Source organism: Pseudoalteromonas sp. G4 (assembly GCF_028875915.1).
Classification (GTDB): Bacteria; Pseudomonadota; Gammaproteobacteria; order Enterobacterales; family Alteromonadaceae; genus Pseudoalteromonas.
The window spans coordinates 1-16,513 of sequence record NZ_JAPEHW010000087.1; the positions used below are offsets into that span (position 1 = coordinate 1).

The 16,513-nt window shown below is 39.9% G+C and carries 26 protein-coding genes; 12 read left to right on the forward strand and 14 right to left on the reverse strand.

Going from position 1 to position 16,513, the window contains the following annotated elements; all coding sequences use genetic code 11:
* The first annotated feature begins 161 nt into the window (after positions 1–161).
* The 4 genes from aroC to ON073_RS17810 all read left to right on the forward strand — a co-directional run bounded on the left by aroC (position 162) and on the right by ON073_RS17810 (position 3,290).
* Complete coding sequence (gene aroC, locus ON073_RS17795; RefSeq protein ID WP_274763227.1) at positions 162–1,262, forward strand: chorismate synthase; 1,101 nt, start codon at positions 162–164, stop codon at positions 1,260–1,262.
* 86 nt (positions 1,263–1,348) lie between these two features.
* Entirely contained in the window at positions 1,349–1,903 is a 555-nt protein-coding gene (locus ON073_RS17800; RefSeq protein WP_274763228.1) for an elongation factor P hydroxylase, read from the forward strand.
* A complete protein-coding gene (locus tag ON073_RS17805; RefSeq protein WP_274763229.1) occupies positions 1,887–3,014 on the forward strand; it encodes an ATP-NAD kinase family protein in 1,128 nt (375 codons plus the stop codon). The genes ON073_RS17800 and ON073_RS17805 overlap by 17 nt, the downstream gene beginning before the upstream one ends.
* Entirely contained in the window at positions 3,015–3,290 is a 276-nt protein-coding gene (locus tag ON073_RS17810) for a YfcL family protein (protein ID WP_274763230.1), read from the forward strand.
* Positions 3,291–3,382: 92 nt separating this feature from the next.
* On the opposite strand, the gene ON073_RS17815 is transcribed toward ON073_RS17810, so the two are convergent.
* The 3 genes from ON073_RS17815 to ON073_RS17825 all read right to left on the reverse strand — a co-directional run bounded on the left by ON073_RS17815 (position 3,383) and on the right by ON073_RS17825 (position 4,615).
* Positions 3,383–3,649: a GrxA family glutaredoxin gene (locus ON073_RS17815; protein ID WP_010560676.1), complete on the reverse strand. Its 267-nt coding sequence runs from the start codon at positions 3,647–3,649 to the stop codon at positions 3,383–3,385.
* Between the two features lie 138 nt (positions 3,650–3,787).
* A complete protein-coding gene (gene ppiC, locus ON073_RS17820) occupies positions 3,788–4,066 on the reverse strand; it encodes a peptidylprolyl isomerase PpiC (RefSeq protein ID WP_010560675.1) in 279 nt (92 codons plus the stop codon).
* Positions 4,067–4,123: 57 nt separating this feature from the next.
* Positions 4,124–4,615: a TlpA family protein disulfide reductase gene (locus ON073_RS17825; RefSeq protein WP_054978496.1), complete on the reverse strand. Its 492-nt coding sequence runs from the start codon at positions 4,613–4,615 to the stop codon at positions 4,124–4,126.
* 219 nt (positions 4,616–4,834) lie between these two features.
* Between ON073_RS17825 and ON073_RS17830 the strand changes: the two genes are divergently transcribed.
* Positions 4,835–5,284 carry an Hsp20 family protein gene (locus tag ON073_RS17830; protein ID WP_010560673.1) on the forward strand — a complete coding sequence of 150 codons (450 nt, stop codon included), beginning with the start codon at positions 4,835–4,837 and terminating at the stop codon, positions 5,282–5,284.
* Between the two features lie 62 nt (positions 5,285–5,346).
* Here the strand turns inward: ON073_RS17830 and ON073_RS17835 are convergent, their stop codons facing one another.
* The 4 genes from ON073_RS17835 to ON073_RS17850 are packed head-to-tail and all read right to left on the reverse strand — an operon-like array spanning position 5,347 to position 8,429.
* The gene (locus tag ON073_RS17835; RefSeq protein WP_274763249.1) at positions 5,347–6,270 is read right to left on the reverse strand and encodes a 5-oxoprolinase subunit C family protein; all 924 of its coding nucleotides are present in this window, start codon (positions 6,268–6,270) and stop codon (positions 5,347–5,349) included.
* A 1-nt stretch (position 6,271) separates the two neighbouring features.
* Positions 6,272–6,964, reverse strand: a complete 693-nt coding sequence (gene pxpB, locus ON073_RS17840; protein ID WP_274763231.1) for a 5-oxoprolinase subunit PxpB — start codon at positions 6,962–6,964, stop codon at positions 6,272–6,274.
* Positions 6,957–7,691, reverse strand: coding sequence for a 5-oxoprolinase subunit PxpA (locus tag ON073_RS17845; protein ID WP_274763232.1), 735 nt, complete (start codon positions 7,689–7,691; stop codon positions 6,957–6,959). Before ON073_RS17845 ends, pxpB begins: the two co-directional genes overlap by 8 nt.
* Before the next feature lie 3 nt (positions 7,692–7,694).
* A complete protein-coding gene (locus ON073_RS17850; RefSeq protein WP_274763233.1) occupies positions 7,695–8,429 on the reverse strand; it encodes a TrmH family RNA methyltransferase in 735 nt (244 codons plus the stop codon).
* A gap of 163 nt (positions 8,430–8,592) precedes the next feature.
* On the opposite strand from ON073_RS17850, the gene ON073_RS17855 reads away from it, so the two are divergent.
* Positions 8,593–8,913, forward strand: coding sequence for a ComEA family DNA-binding protein (locus tag ON073_RS17855; RefSeq protein WP_274763234.1), 321 nt, complete (start codon positions 8,593–8,595; stop codon positions 8,911–8,913).
* Positions 8,914–8,945: 32 nt separating this feature from the next.
* Here ON073_RS17855 and ON073_RS17860 read toward each other — a convergent pair whose 3' ends face one another.
* Positions 8,946–9,248, reverse strand: coding sequence for a DUF6170 family protein (locus tag ON073_RS17860; protein ID WP_274763235.1), 303 nt, complete (start codon positions 9,246–9,248; stop codon positions 8,946–8,948).
* 1 nt (position 9,249) lies between these two features.
* Entirely contained in the window at positions 9,250–9,774 is a 525-nt protein-coding gene (gene dsbB, locus ON073_RS17865; RefSeq protein ID WP_274763236.1) for a disulfide bond formation protein DsbB, read from the reverse strand.
* 270 nt (positions 9,775–10,044) lie between these two features.
* On the opposite strand from dsbB, the gene fadR reads away from it, so the two are divergent.
* Together fadR and ON073_RS17875 are read left to right on the forward strand one after the other, a co-directional pair.
* Positions 10,045–10,767, forward strand: a complete 723-nt coding sequence (gene fadR, locus ON073_RS17870) for a fatty acid metabolism transcriptional regulator FadR (protein WP_274763237.1) — start codon at positions 10,045–10,047, stop codon at positions 10,765–10,767.
* Positions 10,768–11,124: 357 nt separating this feature from the next.
* Positions 11,125–11,730, forward strand: a complete 606-nt coding sequence (locus ON073_RS17875) for a peroxiredoxin C (protein ID WP_274763238.1) — start codon at positions 11,125–11,127, stop codon at positions 11,728–11,730.
* 91 nt (positions 11,731–11,821) lie between these two features.
* On the opposite strand, the gene ON073_RS17880 is transcribed toward ON073_RS17875, so the two are convergent.
* Complete coding sequence (locus tag ON073_RS17880; protein ID WP_274763239.1) at positions 11,822–12,469, reverse strand: OmpW/AlkL family protein; 648 nt, start codon at positions 12,467–12,469, stop codon at positions 11,822–11,824.
* 155 nt (positions 12,470–12,624) lie between these two features.
* On the opposite strand from ON073_RS17880, the gene ON073_RS17885 reads away from it, so the two are divergent.
* Positions 12,625–13,542, forward strand: a complete 918-nt coding sequence (locus ON073_RS17885) for a 2-hydroxyacid dehydrogenase (RefSeq protein ID WP_274763240.1) — start codon at positions 12,625–12,627, stop codon at positions 13,540–13,542.
* A gap of 122 nt (positions 13,543–13,664) precedes the next feature.
* On the forward strand, positions 13,665–13,799 hold the full coding sequence (locus tag ON073_RS17890) for a hypothetical protein (RefSeq protein ID WP_274763241.1): 135 nt from the start codon (positions 13,665–13,667) through the stop codon (positions 13,797–13,799).
* A gap of 14 nt (positions 13,800–13,813) precedes the next feature.
* Here the strand turns inward: ON073_RS17890 and smrA are convergent, their stop codons facing one another.
* From smrA to ON073_RS17905, 3 genes are all read right to left on the reverse strand, one after another.
* The gene (gene smrA / locus ON073_RS17895; RefSeq protein WP_274763242.1) at positions 13,814–14,389 is read right to left on the reverse strand and encodes a DNA endonuclease SmrA; all 576 of its coding nucleotides are present in this window, start codon (positions 14,387–14,389) and stop codon (positions 13,814–13,816) included.
* 49 nt (positions 14,390–14,438) lie between these two features.
* A complete protein-coding gene (locus tag ON073_RS17900) occupies positions 14,439–14,678 on the reverse strand; it encodes a hypothetical protein (protein WP_274763243.1) in 240 nt (79 codons plus the stop codon).
* Between the two features lie 93 nt (positions 14,679–14,771).
* Positions 14,772–15,227 carry a hypothetical protein gene (locus ON073_RS17905; protein WP_274763244.1) on the reverse strand — a complete coding sequence of 152 codons (456 nt, stop codon included), beginning with the start codon at positions 15,225–15,227 and terminating at the stop codon, positions 14,772–14,774.
* Between the two features lie 99 nt (positions 15,228–15,326).
* Here ON073_RS17905 and ON073_RS17910 point away from each other — a divergent pair, with 99 nt between their 5' ends.
* Positions 15,327–15,707, forward strand: coding sequence for a response regulator (locus ON073_RS17910; protein WP_274763245.1), 381 nt, complete (start codon positions 15,327–15,329; stop codon positions 15,705–15,707).
* 73 nt (positions 15,708–15,780) lie between these two features.
* Here ON073_RS17910 and rpsT read toward each other — a convergent pair whose 3' ends face one another.
* On the reverse strand, positions 15,781–16,041 hold the full coding sequence (gene rpsT, locus ON073_RS17915) for a 30S ribosomal protein S20 (RefSeq protein WP_274763246.1): 261 nt from the start codon (positions 16,039–16,041) through the stop codon (positions 15,781–15,783).
* 288 nt (positions 16,042–16,329) lie between these two features.
* Here rpsT and ON073_RS17920 point away from each other — a divergent pair.
* On the forward strand, positions 16,330–16,513 hold a 184-nt coding region (locus ON073_RS17920), incomplete at its 3' end, for a lipid II flippase MurJ (RefSeq protein ID WP_274763248.1).

A 16,513-nucleotide genomic window follows, 5' to 3' on the forward strand; every position in this document is an offset into this window, starting at 1 on the left:
TTCGCTTAGATTGCTAGGCCACACATCGAGCGCCGCGATAAAAACACGCTCAAACAGAACAAAAATAGAACAGCAAAGATCAACAGACCCTAAGTAAAAACGCAGTTTGGCGGCACTGTATCTACCAACGCTGCCATTTGGGAATGAGGAAATGAGACGTTATGGCCGGAAATAGTATTGGTCAATTATTTAAGGTGAGTACTTTTGGCGAAAGCCATGGTATTGCACTGGGTGGGGTGGTCGATGGCTGCCCGCCGGGGTTGGAGATTTGTGAAGCTGACCTACAAATCGATTTAGACAGACGAAAGCCTGGGCAAAGTCGTTACACCACGCAGCGCCGCGAAGAAGATGCCGTTAAAATTTTATCGGGTATTTTTGAAGGTAAAACGACAGGCACCAGCATTGGCCTGCTTATCGAAAATGGCGATCAGCGCTCAAAAGATTATTCAAAAATTGCTGATGTGTATCGTCCAGGTCATGGTGATTATACTTACTGGCACAAATACGGCATTCGCGATTACCGTGGCGGCGGTCGCTCGTCAGCGCGCGAAACAGCCATTCGTGTTGCCGCAGGCGCAATTGCTAAAAAGTATTTAAAACAATTTCATGGTGTTGAAATTAATGCGTGTTTATCGCAACTTGGGCCAATTAAAGCAGAGCAATTTGATTGGTCTGTGGTTGAAGAAAACCCATTCTTTTTTCCCGATAGCACTAAGCTAGATGCGCTTGATGAATATATGCGCGCGCTGAAAAAAGAAGGTGATTCAATTGGTGCCAAAGTCACTGTGGTTGCGAAAAATGTACCTGTGGGATTAGGTGAGCCAGTATTTGATCGTTTAGATGCTGAAATTGCCCATTCACTGATGAGCATTAACGCAGTAAAAGGCGTTGAAATCGGTGACGGTTTTGAAGTGATTGAGCAAAAAGGCTCAGAGCATCGCGACACCATTACTCCTGAAGGCTTTAAATCAAATCACGCAGGCGGTGTACTTGCGGGCATTTCAACTGGGCAAGATATTGTGGCATCTATTGCGCTTAAACCAACATCGAGCATTACAGTGCCAGGTAAAAGCATTAATACGCAAAACGAGCCGGTTGAAATGATCACCAAAGGTCGTCATGATCCGTGTGTGGGTATTCGTGCAATTCCAATTGCCGAGGCCATGTTGGCAATTACCTTGATGGACCACTTATTGCGTCATCAAGGGCAAAACAAGCATGTGAATGTGCAGCCAGGCCCAATTCCAGGGCAAGCTGAATAATTACCGCAGATATTTAAAAAAGGGGCTATTTCAGCCCCTTTTTATTTTTGCTAAAATGCCAGCAATTTTTTGCTGTACCTATCGTTATGCATCGTTATCAAGATTTAATTTCCATCTTTAATAGCTGTTTTGAGCGCACCCTAAACACACGTTTAGTGAAAGGCGATGGCGAGCCGATTTATCTGCCTGCAGATGACAATACAGCATTTCATCGCATTGAATTTGCCCATGGTTATTATGCCAGTGGCCTGCATGAAGTGGCGCATTGGTTAGTGGCAGGTGAGGCTAGACGCTTATTAGAAGATTACGGTTACTGGTATTGCCCAGATGGGCGTGATGAAGCGCAGCAAGCTGAATTTGAAAAAGTGGAAGTGCACCCACAAGCCATTGAATGGGCACTCAGTGTAGCAGCTGGCTTTAATTTTAATGTATCAGCAGATAACTTAAACGGCGCACAAACGTGTCGCTTTGCATTTCAGCGTAAGGTTTACAAAAAGGTATGTGAGTTACTTGAGAGCGGGTTTAATAAGCGTACTGAAACCTTAATTAAGGCATTATGTAATTTTTATCACACACCATACCCGTTAACACGCGCGCAATTTACTTGGCAGGATGAATTAATCAATGATGAAGCAGTTTAAACTAGGCCTTATTATCAACCCTGTTGCTGGTTTAGGCGGCAGTGTTGGCCTAAAAGGCAGTGATAATGTTACTGAAGAGGCGCTTGCGCTTGGTGCAGAGCCAAAATCGCATAAACGAACCCAAGCGGCACTTGAAGTGCTTTTGCCTTATAAAGAACAGATTCAAATATTCACCCCAAGTGGCAAAATGGGGCAAACCCTTGCTGAAGAAATGGGCTTTGCTACTCAGGTTGTGTTGACGGTTGGTGAGAACACATCACCTGCTGATACAGAATTAACGGTTAAAAGCTTAATTGAACAAGGCGTTGATTTAATTTTATTTGCTGGTGGTGATGGTACAGCGCGCAATGTGTGCAGTGTGGTTAGCGATAATACAACCGTACTTGGTATCCCCGCAGGTTGTAAAATTCATTCTGGCGTTTATGCGATTACCCCAAAAGCAGCAGGGCGCGTTGTTGAAATGCTGATAAATGGCGAGCTAGTTACGCTTTCAGATGCGGATGTAATGGATATTGATGAATCGGCATTTCGTGAAGGGGTTGTAAAAGCCAAACGCTATGGTGAAATGCAAGTGCCAAGCGAATTACGCTATGTGCAAGCAGTTAAAAGCGGCGGAAAAGAAACGGATGAGTTAGTACTTGCTGACTTATCGGCCTATGTTGTGTCAGAAATGGAAGATGACGAATATTATGTAATGGGCTCTGGCTCTACGGTTGCTGCAATTATGGATGAAATGGGGCTTGAAAACACCTTACTCGGTGTCGATGTTGTACTCGACCAAGACGTTATTGCCGCAGATTGTACCGCACAGCAGCTAATTGATTTAACCAAGGACAAGCCGACTAAAATTGTGATTACCTTAATTGGCGGGCAAGGCCATATTTTTGGTCGCGGCAATCAGCAGCTTAGCCCTGAACTTATTCGCCAAGTAGGTAAAGAAAATATTATTGTGGTTGCTACTAAACGTAAACTGCAAGCATTAAATGGCCGTCCGCTTATTTGTGACACAGGCGACAGCGTGTTAGATGACGAACTATCAGGTTTTATAAAAGTGGTAACTGGATACAACGATCATGTGATGTATGCAGTGGGCCTTGAAGAGGAAAAATAAATGCAATTTTTAGCGTATGTTGATAAGGCCAATGAGTTCTTTGATAAACTGGTTGAAACAGCGACCGATGATGAGTTGTTTGCAAGCGGTTACTTACGTGGCCACTTTGATTTGCAAGTAGGTTACGCGCAAGTTGAAGGTGATGATTTAAGTAGTGATGAATTAAATGAAAAAATCGAAAAATCACTGGTTAAAGCGTATCGCAATGGCGAACTAACTGATGAAGACCGCGATCATGTGGTTGCGATTTGGGAAAAAGTAAAAGAGCTTGTTTAAGTATTTTGTGCATTTTCAAAATCAAAAAAAGCAGCTAATGGCTGCTTTTTTACTTTTTAAATACATAGATTTAAACACATTAGTGTTGATAATTACTCAGCGTATAAGCCTAAGTGCTCTTTTGCGTATGCTTCAAAATCAGTGAAGCCGCCAATGTGTTTTTGATCTAAAAATATTTGAGGTACTGTTTCACATGGCTTGCCAGCTGATTTCTCTAAATCCGCTTTTGATACGCCTTCTTTAATAATATCTACGTAACGGAATTTAAAATCATCACGCTCCTGGGTTAAACGCTCTGCTAATTCTTTTGCACGAACACAAAATGGGCAGCCATCACGGCCAAAAATTACTGTAAACATTATTCTTTCCTCTTTAAATTTAATGAACCCATTGTGTCAGCGAAAAACGTTTTTGTGAAATTGATTAACTCAATCGCATCATTCGCAAATAACGATGGGTGTTTTAAATAAAAATGTTTTTGTTATCACGAGATCAGGTTAAGTACGGTAAACTGTTTTAATTAAGTGATAACCAAATTTAGTTTTTACAGGGCCGTGCACTTCAAATAATGGCTTTTTAAAAACCACATCATCAAATGCTTTTACCATATCACCTTTGTTAAATTCACCTAAGTCGCCACCGCGTTTACGCGACGGGCAGGTTGAATGTTGTTTTGCAAGCTTGTTAAAGTCAGCTCCTTTTTTAAGCTTTTCTTTTAATTCTAAACAAAGTTTTTCAGTATTAACTAAGATGTGATACGCACATGCTTTTGGCATTGGAATCTCGAATGTAAATTAAGATACGTGTATTTTAATGGCTAGCTGCTATTTTGTCTAAAAGCTGCGAGCTCTTAGACCTAATTCTGTGGAATAACCCATCGACTTGGCAATAATTTTTAAATCTTCTGAAATCACATAATAAGTGGGAAAGGCAGAAATTTTATAATTACTAGCGGTGTGGCTATCGGCTAATAACACCGGCATGCTGAGGGATAGTTCATCTACAAATGCTTCAACCTGTTGTTTACTCTCATAGTCAGCGGCAATGGCTATAGCATTGATACTGCCATTTTTAGCCAGCTTATCGAGGTTTGGCATGCTGAGTTTACATACAGTGCACCAAGGGGCAAAAAAATAAACCACAGTTTGTTGGTTTTGTAACGATTTAATGGATACTCGCTCGCCGGTTTCTAGTGTTTCTAAATTAAAATAGGGTGCTGGTTGGTCGTTACTGAGTAAGTTTCGCTGCTGAAAAGTGGTGATTACGAAAAAAATCACAGAAAAAAATAAAATATTTGAAATGATGCTTTTTATTTTTAATTTCATAGGGTTGAAGTGTTCTCTAAAGATGAAGTTTAGGTGGTTAATTAAAAAAATTTAAATTAATACCTTGAAAAAGAATTTAGCCACCACATATCTAGTTATGAAGACGCCATAAGGGTTTTCTACTCAGGTAACAATTTGAATTGCCTGACTTTATTTAAGACTTGTCCGCTTTAGGAGAGTCGTTTTTAAGACAATTATCGCTTTATGAGGATATATACTATGCGTAATTTAGATCTATCTCCACTTTATCGTTCTTTCATCGGTTTTGATCACTTAGCTCAAATGATGGATAACGCGAGCCGCAATACCAAACAATCAAATTTTCCACCTTACAATATTGAGCTTTTAGGTGAAAATGACTATCAAATTACTATGGCTGTTGCAGGCTTTTTAGAATCTGAGTTAACCATTGAAACAGAGAAAAACACGCTAAAAGTATCGGGCGTGAAAGCAGAAAAAGAGTCGCAAGCTGAGCGTAAATTTATTCACCAAGGCATTGCTGAGCGAAACTTTGAGCACAAATTCCAGTTAGGCGATCATGTTAAAGTTGTTGGCGCAAATTTAGAAAACGGTTTATTGAACATTACTTTGCTTCGTGAAATTCCAGAAGCGCATAAGCCACGTAAAATTGCGATTAACTCAACGCAAGAGTTACTTGAAGAAGCATAAACTTTAAAACAGATTTCCCAACCACAAAAAAAGGCGCTTTTTTAGTTTTATACCAATTCCTTTTAGGATTGCTTTAGAGCATCGAGCGCGCGCTGTAATTTGACTTGGGCGAGGTGATTAAGGTTTTGCGCTTTTTCAATACTTATCGCATTAAACGCCACTTCATCACCCGCGCGTTTTTGTAATAAGTTTGCACAATCTACTGCGGTGACTGAGCCAAGTTTCGGATAGCCGCCAATGGTTTGGCGATCATTTAAAAGTACTATGGGTTGGCCATCGGCAGGGACTTGTATGGCACCTAGGTTAATACCCTCAGAAAATCGCGCACCTGCTGGGCTTTCTAATGTCGCGCCTTGTAAACGATAACCCATGCGGTCACTTTGCCCAGTTACGGTATAACTTGAACTCAGAAAGCGGTTCAAATCAGCCGCTGAAAATTCATGATGTTGCAGCGCTAGCACCATATTAAGCAGTGTGTTTTGGCAATAATCAGGTATTAAGTTAGCAGGTAACCTCTTTTGCTTTGTAAAACGAGGTGCTTGCTGTTTTATCAGTGTGTTAGCTTCAATTTTGCAGCCAAGTCCTTCACGCATGACAGTACTAACACTTGTAAAATGGGACTGCGCCTTGATACCACCTGAAATTGCAAGCGTGTGCCGCAAGCCAATGTGGGGCGTTGCAATTTCAATTACATCGCCACGTGCTACTTGAATACTTTGCCAAAGCACTTGGCTTTTATTGTTAATCGTAAACCCGACATTTGGCCCTGTGAGTGCAATTGTAATTGGCGCTAGTACTTCCGCGCGAAAGCCACCAAGTGTTAACTCAAGTGCAGGGCTATTAATTGGGTTGCCGACAAGGGCATTGGCAACTTTAAAGGCATATTGGTCGTGGCATCCACCTGTGGTAAGGCCTAAATGGTTTTGCCCGAATCGCCCCAAATCTTGAACGCAGCAATAGAGCCCTGGGTTTATCACTTTGAGCACGCTAGTCAATGTAGCCTCCTAAGCGAATAAACTCATTACGCTCAATAGGTATAAACTTCACGCTATCACCAATATTAAAAGGCAAAGGTGGTGTATTTTCAGCATCAAATAGTGAAATAGGGCAGTTGCCAATAAGATTCCAACCCCCGGGTGAAGCTGCTGGATAAACCGCAGTTTGCCTATCCGCGATGGCGATTGAACCCTTGGCTACTTTTTTACGAGGAGTCGCAAGGCGTGGAGTGGCAAGTATTGGGTTTACTTCACCTAAAAATGCAAAACCAGGAGCAAAGCCAATAGCAAATACACTGTAAATTTGTTCGCTGTGGTATTTGATAATATCAGTTACAGTCAGGTTTTTTGCTTTTGCCATGGCGTTTAGATCAGCACCTACTTCGCTATGATAATAGGCGGGTAGCTCGATTTGTTTTACTGAAAATGCAATATCGTTTAGCTGGGAAAGTATGCTTTTAATTTTTTGCTTTATTGAGAAGTGATCAATACTGAGGCTTTGGTAAGTAACTAACGCACTGGTGTAGGAAATGGTCACATCAACAATTAATTCACCCAGTGATGCCTTTAAAGCGTGTGAAAAGGCAGCGAGTTTTTGCGTTTGCTCGCTTGAAATAGTGTTACTAAAATAAATTAAAACCGCATGTTCACTGGCATCAAAAATGCGATAGCTAGGGTTACTCATTGCTACCAATAATCTGTTTGATTTTTGCTATTTGACCAACTGCACTAGGATTATCACCGTGTACACATAACGAGTCGCATTGCAGCGTTAACTTACCGCCATCACGGGTAGTAATTGTGCCAAATTGCTTTAACTCACTCACTTGCTCAAGTAGCTTGGTTTCATCGTGCACAGCACCTGCAAGGTTGCGTGATACCAACGAGCCATCTGGATTGTATTGCCTATCGGCGAAGACTTCAAACAGCAATTCAATACCAGCTTTTTGTGCGATTTGAATTGCTTGGCTATTATCGACTTTACTTAGCACCATTAACTTTAAAGTTGTTGGATATTTCGCGATTGCCTGTGCAATGGTGGTAAGTAACTCAGAGTTTGCCATCATATCGTTATAAAGTGCGCCGTGGGGTTTTACGTAGCTTAGGCTAAGCCCTTGTACTTTTGCCATGCCTTCCAGCGTTGCGATTTGGTAGTGCAATAAATTGGTAAGCTCTGAATTTGATAGTTGCATGCTGCGCCTGCCGAAACCTTGCCTATCGGGATAACTTGGGTGTGCACCAATCTCAACATTATGCATTTTCGCTAGACTCAGTGTTTGCGCCATTACATTTGGATCACTGGCGTGAAAGCCACAAGCGATATTGGCCATATCAATTACTGCCATAGCTTGCTCGTCACAACCTAATGTATATTGACCAAAACTTTCCCCTAAATCGCAATTGAGTTTCATGGTTTATCCTTGGCAGCGCTTTATGTTATCGAGAATAATGCCGCTTGCCATTGCAACATTGAGTGATTCAGCCTGACCAAATGCCGGAATGGTTACTTTTTTAGTAATCGCACTGGCAATATGCTCGCGAATGCCATGTGATTCGCTGCCCATCACTAAAATTAAGTCGCTTTCAAACTGGGTTGAGTGAATGCTTTCGCCGCCTAAGTACGCGCCATAGACAGGACGTGTTTGCTTACTAAAATAGTCAGTTAATTCAGTTTGAATAATGTTGACGCGAGTAAAGCTGCCCATCGTCGCGCTGATCACTTTTGGATTATACGGGTCTGCACAGTCGGGGCTTAAAATCAGTTCCTTAATGCCATACCAGTCGGCCACGCGAATAATAGTGCCTAAATTGCCAGGGTCGGCAACGCCATCAAGTACAATGGAAATACCTTGGCTATTTGGCTCACTTTGTTTTGGCGTTTTTACAATCGCAATGGCGGCATTATTACTAACTAGAGTACTTGCCTTTGCAAGTTCCTCTTCTTCACAAGTGATAATATTGAGGCCAGTTAATTGTGATGCGTGTTTTTCGCAAAAATTTGGTGTGGCAAAAAGCTGTTCAATGACTAAATTGCTGTCGAGTAATTCGAGTACGTTTTTTTCACCTTGCACTAAAAATAAATTTTGTAACTTGCGCTGTTTTTTTTGAGATAACGCACGTAATTGTTTTAGCTGGTTTTTAGAGATCATAATGTACCCTTCTTAATTCTCCCAAAATTATATCACTCATCGCTTTAGGCGGAAGGGTTTTGACAACAAGAATTTTTAACCTATACCTAAAAGTGTAAAGCAAATGCTTTATATCTTTCACAAACGTTCAAATGGTTTGAACCTCAACGCAAAGGAGCGCGTTATGAAATTATTTTCACTGCCAGTACTTGGCGCACTATCTTTAATTGTATCTTCTACGCTTTTACCTGTTTCAGCAGCACCCAAAGAAGTGAACCCTGAAGATACAAAAGTTACAAAGCTTGTTAAAAGTGAACTAATAAATTTAAACACAGCGAATGCTAAGGAGTTGGCAACTTTACCGGGCATAGGTGAGTCTCGGGCGCTGCGGATTATTAATTATCGTGAACAAAACGGGAAGATAAAATCACTTGAGCAGCTGGCAGAAATAAAAGGGTTTGGAGAACGCTCAATTGCTAAATTGAAAGGGCGAGTCGTTTTTTAACATTGATAAAATTAAAAGGGGCATTTGCCCCTTTATTCGTTGTTAGCTTCAAGCTCTTTTCGTGCATTTGCCAAAATTGGCTTAATGAACATAAGTGTCAATGGTGTGGTGATTAATGGGTAGCATATACCCACAATCAACAAATATAACAGCAACCACCAAGATTCAATATTTGCTAGCAATAAAAATATTGGTGTTAAACAAGCAATTTTAACAACGTTTAACGTTATCTTTTTTCCAGCAGGTAAATTTGCAACTGCTTTGTGAATTACTTCTTGTCGTTGTTTAACAGATAAACCGTTTAGTTCTGAAATATTCTTTGTCGAGAAATACATATTAAATCTTTTTAGCGAAAAGTAATCGTGTGATTAACACTACAAATAATACTACGCTTGCAATCGCAAAGATCACTTGCATCCAGCCTGGCATGCTTAGTCCTAGGAATTGCCAGCTGATATTGCCGCAATCACCCGTAACCTCAAAAAACCATGGCATCCATTGATGCAGTGGTAAAAACTCAGGGAAATTTGGCTCAAAGGCACAACCTGCAAAGGCAAATGGGTCGGTGTTATTTTGCATAGCGATATGTTCTGCTGCAATTAAGTAACCCCAAATTGCAGAAATAGCCCAAAGTGCAAATCCGATAACACGAGCAAAAATATTTTGCGGTTTAATGGCACCCGCAATACCAGCAAATAATAAACCCAGCATCGCGGTACGTTGGTAAATACACATTACGCATGGCCCTAAATCCATAGCATATTGGAAGAAAAGTGCAGCGCCTTCAAGGATGAGCGCGATGCCTGCCAATAAAAGCCAAGGTAAGCGCTGTTCAGGCCAGTAAGCAAGTTTTGATAACATAGGCGTTACTAATTATTTGTTAATAATGGGGCACACTATAAAAAAAACGTGACTGCTTCGCACGAATTTTCGATGGAATTTTGTAAAACCGCGTAAATATTAAGGTTTGCGTGATTTTGTATTGTGAAATGCGTTACAAACATTAACAGAGCTTTGGTAAAAACAGTTTACAGACTATTTTATCTTATGCATTTATTTGCTTGTGCAAACAATCGCATCTGGTACAATCAGTTTGATTAAAAAAGCATTACAAGAACGACTGGACACTTCATGAGAATTTTTAAAGCCAAAAGCCCTGCGGGATTTGCTGAGGAATATATAGTTGAATCGATTTGGAACGGCGAATTTGCGCCAGGTTCAATTTTACCAGCAGAGCGTGAGCTTTCAGAGCTTATAGGTGTAACACGTACAACTTTACGTGAAGTGCTACAGCGTTTAGCGCGAGATGGCTGGTTGACAATTCAACACGGTAAACCAACACGTGTTAATAACTATTGGGAAACCTCAGGCCTTAATATTCTTGAAACGCTTGCAAAATTAGACTCAACTAAAGTACCCGAGTTAATTGATCAGCTGCTTTCAGCGCGCACCAATATTAGTGCAATTTATACGCGTTCAGCGATTAAAACAAATCCAGATAAAGTAATCGAAACACTGACTCGTGCAGATGATTTAGCCGACACAGCTGAAGCGTTTGCAGATTACGACTACCGCATGCACCACGAACTGGCATTTGCCTGTGGCAACCCAATTTACGTACTAACGTTAAATGGTTTTAAAGGATTCTACGCACGTATAGCGCGCCATTACTTTGCCGATGAGCGTACGCGAAAGTTAGCGCTTAAGTTTTTTGCAGAGTTAAAAGCATTAGCAGAGCAAAATAAATTTGATGAGTCTATTTTCTTAGTGCGTAAATACGGTTTAGAGTCTGGCGCATTGTGGCAAGAAATTAGAGAAACTATGCCAGAAGATATTATGGAGCAAGATGCGTAATTTACCGCAATCTTACTTTAAAAAAGCCAGCAAGTTTGCTGGCTTTTTTGTGTTTAAATGCCGACATAGCAGCGTCTCTAACAGCTTTTATCTTTTGTCGCAAAATCGTTACGCGTCAACGACTAGGATTAATAAATAGCGCTAACTATTTTGCTATTAGTATCTTAATCGCTTTTATCGAATGGCCTTATCGTTTTAATTGATTATCTTTAAGTGTACTGATTCGTTACACTTTCTTTAGTTAAAAATAAAAGCCAAGCCCACTTGGTTTTTTTTATTTAGGCATTATATTTATTGCCAGAGATGATGTTAAATCATCACAACTGGATATTTCATTATAAATAATTGGAGAAAATAATGGGCGTATTAGTAGGCCGCAAGGCACCAGACTTTACAGCTGCAGCAGTTTTAGGCAACGGTGAAATCGTAGATAGCTACAACTTACACGAAGCAATCAAAGGTAAAAAAGCAGTTGTTTTCTTTTACCCATTAGACTTTACTTTCGTATGTCCTTCAGAGCTAATCGCTTTTGACAAGCGTTTCGAAGAATTCCAAAAGCGTGGCGTAGAAGTTATCGGTGTTTCTATCGATTCTCAATTCTCACACAACGCATGGCGTAACACGCCAGTTAACGAAGGCGGTATTGGTCCAGTTAAATACGCACTAGTTGCTGACGTTAAGCACGAAATCTGTAAAGCATACGACGTTGAGCACCCAGAAGCTGGCGTTGCTTTCCGTGGTTCTTTCCTAATCGATGAAGAAGGTAACGTACGTCACCAAGTAGTTAACGATTTACCACTAGGTCGTAACATCGACGAAATGCTACGTATGGTTGACGCACTAGCATTCCACACTGAGCACGGTGAAGTGTGTCCAGCTGGTTGGGAAGAAGGTAAAAAAGGTATGGACGCAAGCCCAGCTGGCGTTGCTGCTTTCCTTTCTGAAAACGAAGGCGACCTATAAGTCTTATTCGTTGAGCTGTTTTAATTAACAGCTTTTAAAAGATATAAAAAAATCCGGCAATTGCCGGATTTTTTTATAGTGTAAATTCTGATTAGAATTTGTATTTAGCACCAAGCATAAATACGAATGGGTCGATTGCTACGTCTGAAGTAACCGCTTTTTGACCGTTAGCCCACACTTCTGCATCAGTGTTGATGTCAATGTATGATGCCATTACGTGAATGCCCCATTTATCATTGATTGAGTAGTTTGCACCTACTTGAGCAGCTAAACCGAATGAATCATCAAGTTTAAGTTCAACATCATCTGTGCCTAGTGCCGCTTTAAGCTCACCATCAACTTCTTCGCTGAAGAAAATTGTATAGTTTGCGCCAAGACCCACGAAAGGACGGAACTGGCTGTCTGCGCTACCAAAGTGGTACTGAGCAAATAGTGACGGTGGTAGGTGTTTTGTTGAACCGATTGCTACGCCATTTAAACCGCCAGAGCCGTTAATGTCATGACTAAAAGGTGTTGCTGCAACTAGCTCAACAACCCAATTGTCGTTTAGCGCATAGTCAAAAGTAATACCTAATTGTGTATTGCTATCTACTGTTACACCTGTGCCATCTAAGCTTAGAGGGCTTGCGCTGCTATCAGGATTAACATGGATTGCACCTACGTTAACGCTAAGGTTAGCCATTGCTGGAGCTGCTAATAGACCTGAAGTAAGTAGTGCTGTAGTTAGTAATTTTTTCATCGATAATCTCCCGAATCATCTTTTGTTTTGATGTGGCTATTATCGGTAGCTGAAAAATTTAAAAGCTGTTCTAGATCAAGTTTTGATAGTCAAAAGGTACTCAGTCACATTAGAATTTGATTTAGATTAAGTTTTTTGCCAAGTTGAGTTCATTTATGAGTATTTTATTAGTAATTCCCAATCGTAATCTCGATAAACTCATTGCTAAATTCCAAAATTTATTACCCAACACCACAATTGAAGTATGGCCAAATGTAAAAGAACCCCAGGAAGTTGAATACATTGTGGCTTGGCAACCTCCTAAAGGATCGTTAGCGCCCTATACAAATTGTAAAGCAATCGCTTCTTTTGGCGCAGGTGTCGACAGCATATTACAGTATGATGGGCTACCTGACGTACCGATTACCCGCATAGTGGATGAAAATCTTGCAAAAGATATGAGCCGCTATGTTCTTACACATATTTTGGCGTATCAGCACCGCTTAGAAACTTATTTTAAACAGCAAATAAAACGCGAGTGGAAACCGAAAAGAGCGCGTGCTGGTAATAAAGTAACTATTTTAGGAGCAGGGCAGTTAGGTTCAGCTTGTGCGAATTTATTACACCTAAATGGTTTTGATGTTTCAGTATGGTCACGAACTAAAAAGTCATTAGCAAACGTTAATTGTTATGGCAGCGATCAATTAACCGACGCCATACAAGATGCAGACTATATTGTGTGCTTACTACCAGCCACAAAAGAAACAACACATTTTATTAATCATGACTTTTTAGCAAAAGCAAAAGAAGGGGTTGTTTTGATTAATGTTGCACGGGGTAATATCGTTGAAGAGCAAAGTTTGCTAAAGGCATTAAGTATTAATCATGTGGCACATGCGATTTTAGACGTGTTTAGCGTCGAGCCATTACCTAAATCTCATGCATTTTGGCAGCATGCTTGTGTGACAATTACACCACATTGTTCTGCTTTGAGTAATGTGGATACAGTTACTCAGCAGCTGTGTGAAAACTATTTGAGACTAATGCAAAACCAGCCTTTGCTGAATGTAGTTAATAAAGACCTAGGTTATTAAAAATACTGGTTGTAAAACCAGCACTTTAATGGGTTGTTAAAATTTGTAAATTGTTTAGAATGATTGTCCAGTACAGATTATGTACTAAAAAACAATAATAAAAATACATTTTTGGGGGAGTTATGCACCGCGCAATGACAAAAGGCATCAAATTAAGCTCAGTCGCTTTATTGGTTGCTTTTTTAGGAGTGAGTGCTTGGTTCACTCAGGCTGATGAAGCCGTAAACCAAACTACAGTAGTAACAAATGCAGAATAAGGCTCAATTGAGCCTTATTTTTTTGCGTGAATTTCTCTATTCGCTAATTTAGCTTGCTCATTTTTACTCAGCAATACATAAACCGCGCCATAGCCACCATGGTGGGTTTGTGCAGTATGAAAACCAAGAACAAACGGAAAATGAACCAACCAGGCATTAACATAGCTTTTCATTTTGGCTGGTTGCTCGGAGTTCTCTTTACCGACGCCGTGTTTTATTAATACCACACGGATATTTCGGCGATGGCACTGCGTTAGTTCATTTATTAAGGTATCTTGTGCTTCTTTTATTGATAGACCTTGTAGCTCTATTTTTGCATCAATATCGTACTTGGCTAAACGCAGATTCTTAAATACGCCGGCTTGTAACCCAGGTGACTTAAAGCTGATATAGTCGTCAGGAGCGATAAAAGTAACTTGTGTATTTGTTAGCGCATCATTAAGCAGGCTTATTTGTTTGCTACTTTGTTGTTTGTAGAAATTATTCAGCGCGTTTTTTGCATTAGTGCTAGGGGTTGTTATTGCATCTTGCTTTAACGGTGTAACATCAGCCATTTGCTGAAGGAAGAAATCAGAGTCTGAATTAGACATGGCATGGCCCCGAAAATTACGAAATCATGCCACTATTGTATCTTTATGCTTAGTTCTGTTCTAGCTGATACTGTGTATAAACCTTAAAAAGGTAAAATGCATTAATCAAAATAAGAGTGATATTTGATAAATGTTGTTGTGGATCTGTTGTCATGCTTTGCATAACAAAAAGCGATACCAATGAAATTGCTGCAAACAGCTTGATAACCTTAGTATTACTAATAAAAAAGGCACCAATACATAAAGCGACAATAACAAGGTTTGTTGATAAAAAGATAAAGTTTTCCACTTGGTGCCTCCGATAATTCTAAGTGGCGAGAATTATCGGAGCATTTAATGTTTTCTTCAAACGAGAAAATCTACAATTTTCAAATAAAAAAAACTAATCCGAAAATAGATGTGTTAATACAGAAATAAAACCTTCTTGCTTAACTATTTGATATTTATGACATCCTACGTTTTGGTTAATGTTATCGCATAAGTAGATCTTGCCTTGTTCAATTTCGCCAGCAAGCGTTAAATCAGAATCTAAAATAGTTGCAGGAAGACCTAGAAAACCAGGCCAATAGATACTGGTGCCAACGACATTAAGCTTTTGGTAAGAGATCATCTGTGGCTTTGGAATAATAAGTGCCGCAATTGCAATAAAGGCTAAAGTTAACCAAATGCCTTTTTTTGATTTAGCCTCTTTAGTTGCAACTAAAGGCTTTGAAGCCGTTTGTTGATTGGCAACAGCAGACTGTAGTTGAGTACTGCTTTTTGGGGCTGTTCGCTGTTTTACTTTTTTCTTGTTTGTTGAGCCGCCCATGAGCGACTGGCGCTTAATTTTAATAGACATATGTATTAATTCGTTTGACAATAGTGTCATTAATTTGTGATCTGAATTATAAGTATATAAGTTTAACATTATAATTCATTAATAAATACGGGACGATTTATGAGTGGTGAGCACGCTATTTTAATAGTAGACGATGTAGGGACAGTGAGAAATTTTCTTCACCAAACATTAATTCACTTTGGTTTAGCAAATATCGATGAAGCTTCGACAGCACAAGCATGCTTAGAAAAAATTAAAAATAAACAGTATGACGTTATATTTTTAGATATTGAATTACCAGATGGTGATGGCAAAGAATTGATTAAAGAAATCAATGCGATATCGCCAGAAGCAAATGTTGTAATGGTATCGGCACATTCAACAGTTGAAAATGTAAAAGATGCAATTGAACGAGGCGCAAAAGTGTTTGTTGTTAAACCGTTTTCCCCAAAAAAAATTGCGGGCATTTTGAAAAAATTAATGCCTGAACTGGCGATTTAATTTTTTAGCTTGAATTTCAGGCATAAAAAAACCGGTGTTAACCGGTTTTTTTATTTGCAAAATTAAGTACTAATTAAAGTGCTTTAATTTTTGCAGCAAGACGGCTCTTGCTACGAGCTGCTTTGTTCTTGTGAATTAGACCTTTAGTTGCGTAACGGTCTAAAACTGGAACTACTTTTTCGAAAGCTGCTTGCGCGCCTTCTTTGTTACCCGCTTCGATTTCAGCAACTACTTTCTTGAAGAAAGTACGCATCATTGAACGACGGCTTGCGTTGTGCTGACGACGCTTTTCGCTCGTAATAGCACGTTTTTTTGCAGACTTGATGTTAGCCAAGGTTTGCTCCTAACAATCTTAAAATAAGCTTAATTTAAAGGCCGAGGAATATGCCAATATAAAGTGCAAAAGTCAATTACTTTTGTACTTTTGTTTAGCTTAAAAGCTGTACTGGCTTGCCTCAACCGAACAAGTGGCGGGAGTATATCAAATAAGCACTTATTAATACTAGTACTTAACAAGATAAATTATCGCTACAAAGTGAATACCTCGGTGTCATCATTGTAGCAGTTTGTGGCATACTGAGGGACTGAATTTACTTTATGTCTTAAAAATATAGGTGGGACAGTGGCGAAAGGCCTATTTCGATCTGGTATGGTTGTGAGTTTCATGACCTTTTTATCACGTATTTTAGGATTAGTACGTGATGCTGTCACCGCGCATTTACTTGGTGCGGGAGCTGCTGCCGATATCTTCTTGTTTGCTAATAAAATTCCTAATTTCTTACGTCGCTTATTTGCAGAAGGGGCGT

Bases quoted from the DNA above. Each gene is read 5' to 3' on its own strand.
- ON073_RS17880 (WP_274763239.1), bottom strand. From the start codon at position 12,469: ATGAAAAAATTACTAACTACAGCACTACTTACTTCAGGTCTATTAGCA.
- ON073_RS17825 (WP_054978496.1), bottom strand. From the start codon at position 4,615: ATGAAATTAAAAATAAAAAGCATCATTTCAAATATTTTATTTTTTTCT.
- aroC (WP_274763227.1), top strand. From the start codon at position 162: ATGGCCGGAAATAGTATTGGTCAATTATTTAAGGTGAGTACTTTTGGC.
- ON073_RS17845 (WP_274763232.1), bottom strand. From the start codon at position 7,691: ATGAAACTCAATTGCGATTTAGGGGAAAGTTTTGGTCAATATACATTA.
- ON073_RS17855 (WP_274763234.1), top strand. From the start codon at position 8,593: ATGAAATTATTTTCACTGCCAGTACTTGGCGCACTATCTTTAATTGTA.
- ON073_RS17850 (WP_274763233.1), bottom strand. From the start codon at position 8,429: ATGATCTCTAAAAACCAGCTAAAACAATTACGTGCGTTATCTCAAAAA.
- ON073_RS17810 (WP_274763230.1), top strand. From the start codon at position 3,015: ATGCAATTTTTAGCGTATGTTGATAAGGCCAATGAGTTCTTTGATAAA.
- ON073_RS17815 (WP_010560676.1), bottom strand. From the start codon at position 3,649: ATGTTTACAGTAATTTTTGGCCGTGATGGCTGCCCATTTTGTGTTCGT.
- ON073_RS17910 (WP_274763245.1), top strand. From the start codon at position 15,327: ATGAGTGGTGAGCACGCTATTTTAATAGTAGACGATGTAGGGACAGTG.
- pxpB (WP_274763231.1), bottom strand. From the start codon at position 6,964: ATGAGTAACCCTAGCTATCGCATTTTTGATGCCAGTGAACATGCGGTT.
- ON073_RS17905 (WP_274763244.1), bottom strand. From the start codon at position 15,227: ATGTCTATTAAAATTAAGCGCCAGTCGCTCATGGGCGGCTCAACAAAC.
- ON073_RS17830 (WP_010560673.1), top strand. From the start codon at position 4,835: ATGCGTAATTTAGATCTATCTCCACTTTATCGTTCTTTCATCGGTTTT.
- ON073_RS17860 (WP_274763235.1), bottom strand. From the start codon at position 9,248: ATGTATTTCTCGACAAAGAATATTTCAGAACTAAACGGTTTATCTGTT.
- ON073_RS17800 (WP_274763228.1), top strand. From the start codon at position 1,349: ATGCATCGTTATCAAGATTTAATTTCCATCTTTAATAGCTGTTTTGAG.
- ON073_RS17890 (WP_274763241.1), top strand. From the start codon at position 13,665: ATGCACCGCGCAATGACAAAAGGCATCAAATTAAGCTCAGTCGCTTTA.
- ON073_RS17805 (WP_274763229.1), top strand. From the start codon at position 1,887: ATGATGAAGCAGTTTAAACTAGGCCTTATTATCAACCCTGTTGCTGGT.
- smrA (WP_274763242.1), bottom strand. From the start codon at position 14,389: ATGTCTAATTCAGACTCTGATTTCTTCCTTCAGCAAATGGCTGATGTT.
- dsbB (WP_274763236.1), bottom strand. From the start codon at position 9,774: ATGTTATCAAAACTTGCTTACTGGCCTGAACAGCGCTTACCTTGGCTT.
- ON073_RS17885 (WP_274763240.1), top strand. From the start codon at position 12,625: ATGAGTATTTTATTAGTAATTCCCAATCGTAATCTCGATAAACTCATT.
- fadR (WP_274763237.1), top strand. From the start codon at position 10,045: ATGAGAATTTTTAAAGCCAAAAGCCCTGCGGGATTTGCTGAGGAATAT.
- ON073_RS17875 (WP_274763238.1), top strand. From the start codon at position 11,125: ATGGGCGTATTAGTAGGCCGCAAGGCACCAGACTTTACAGCTGCAGCA.
- ppiC (WP_010560675.1), bottom strand. From the start codon at position 4,066: ATGCCAAAAGCATGTGCGTATCACATCTTAGTTAATACTGAAAAACTT.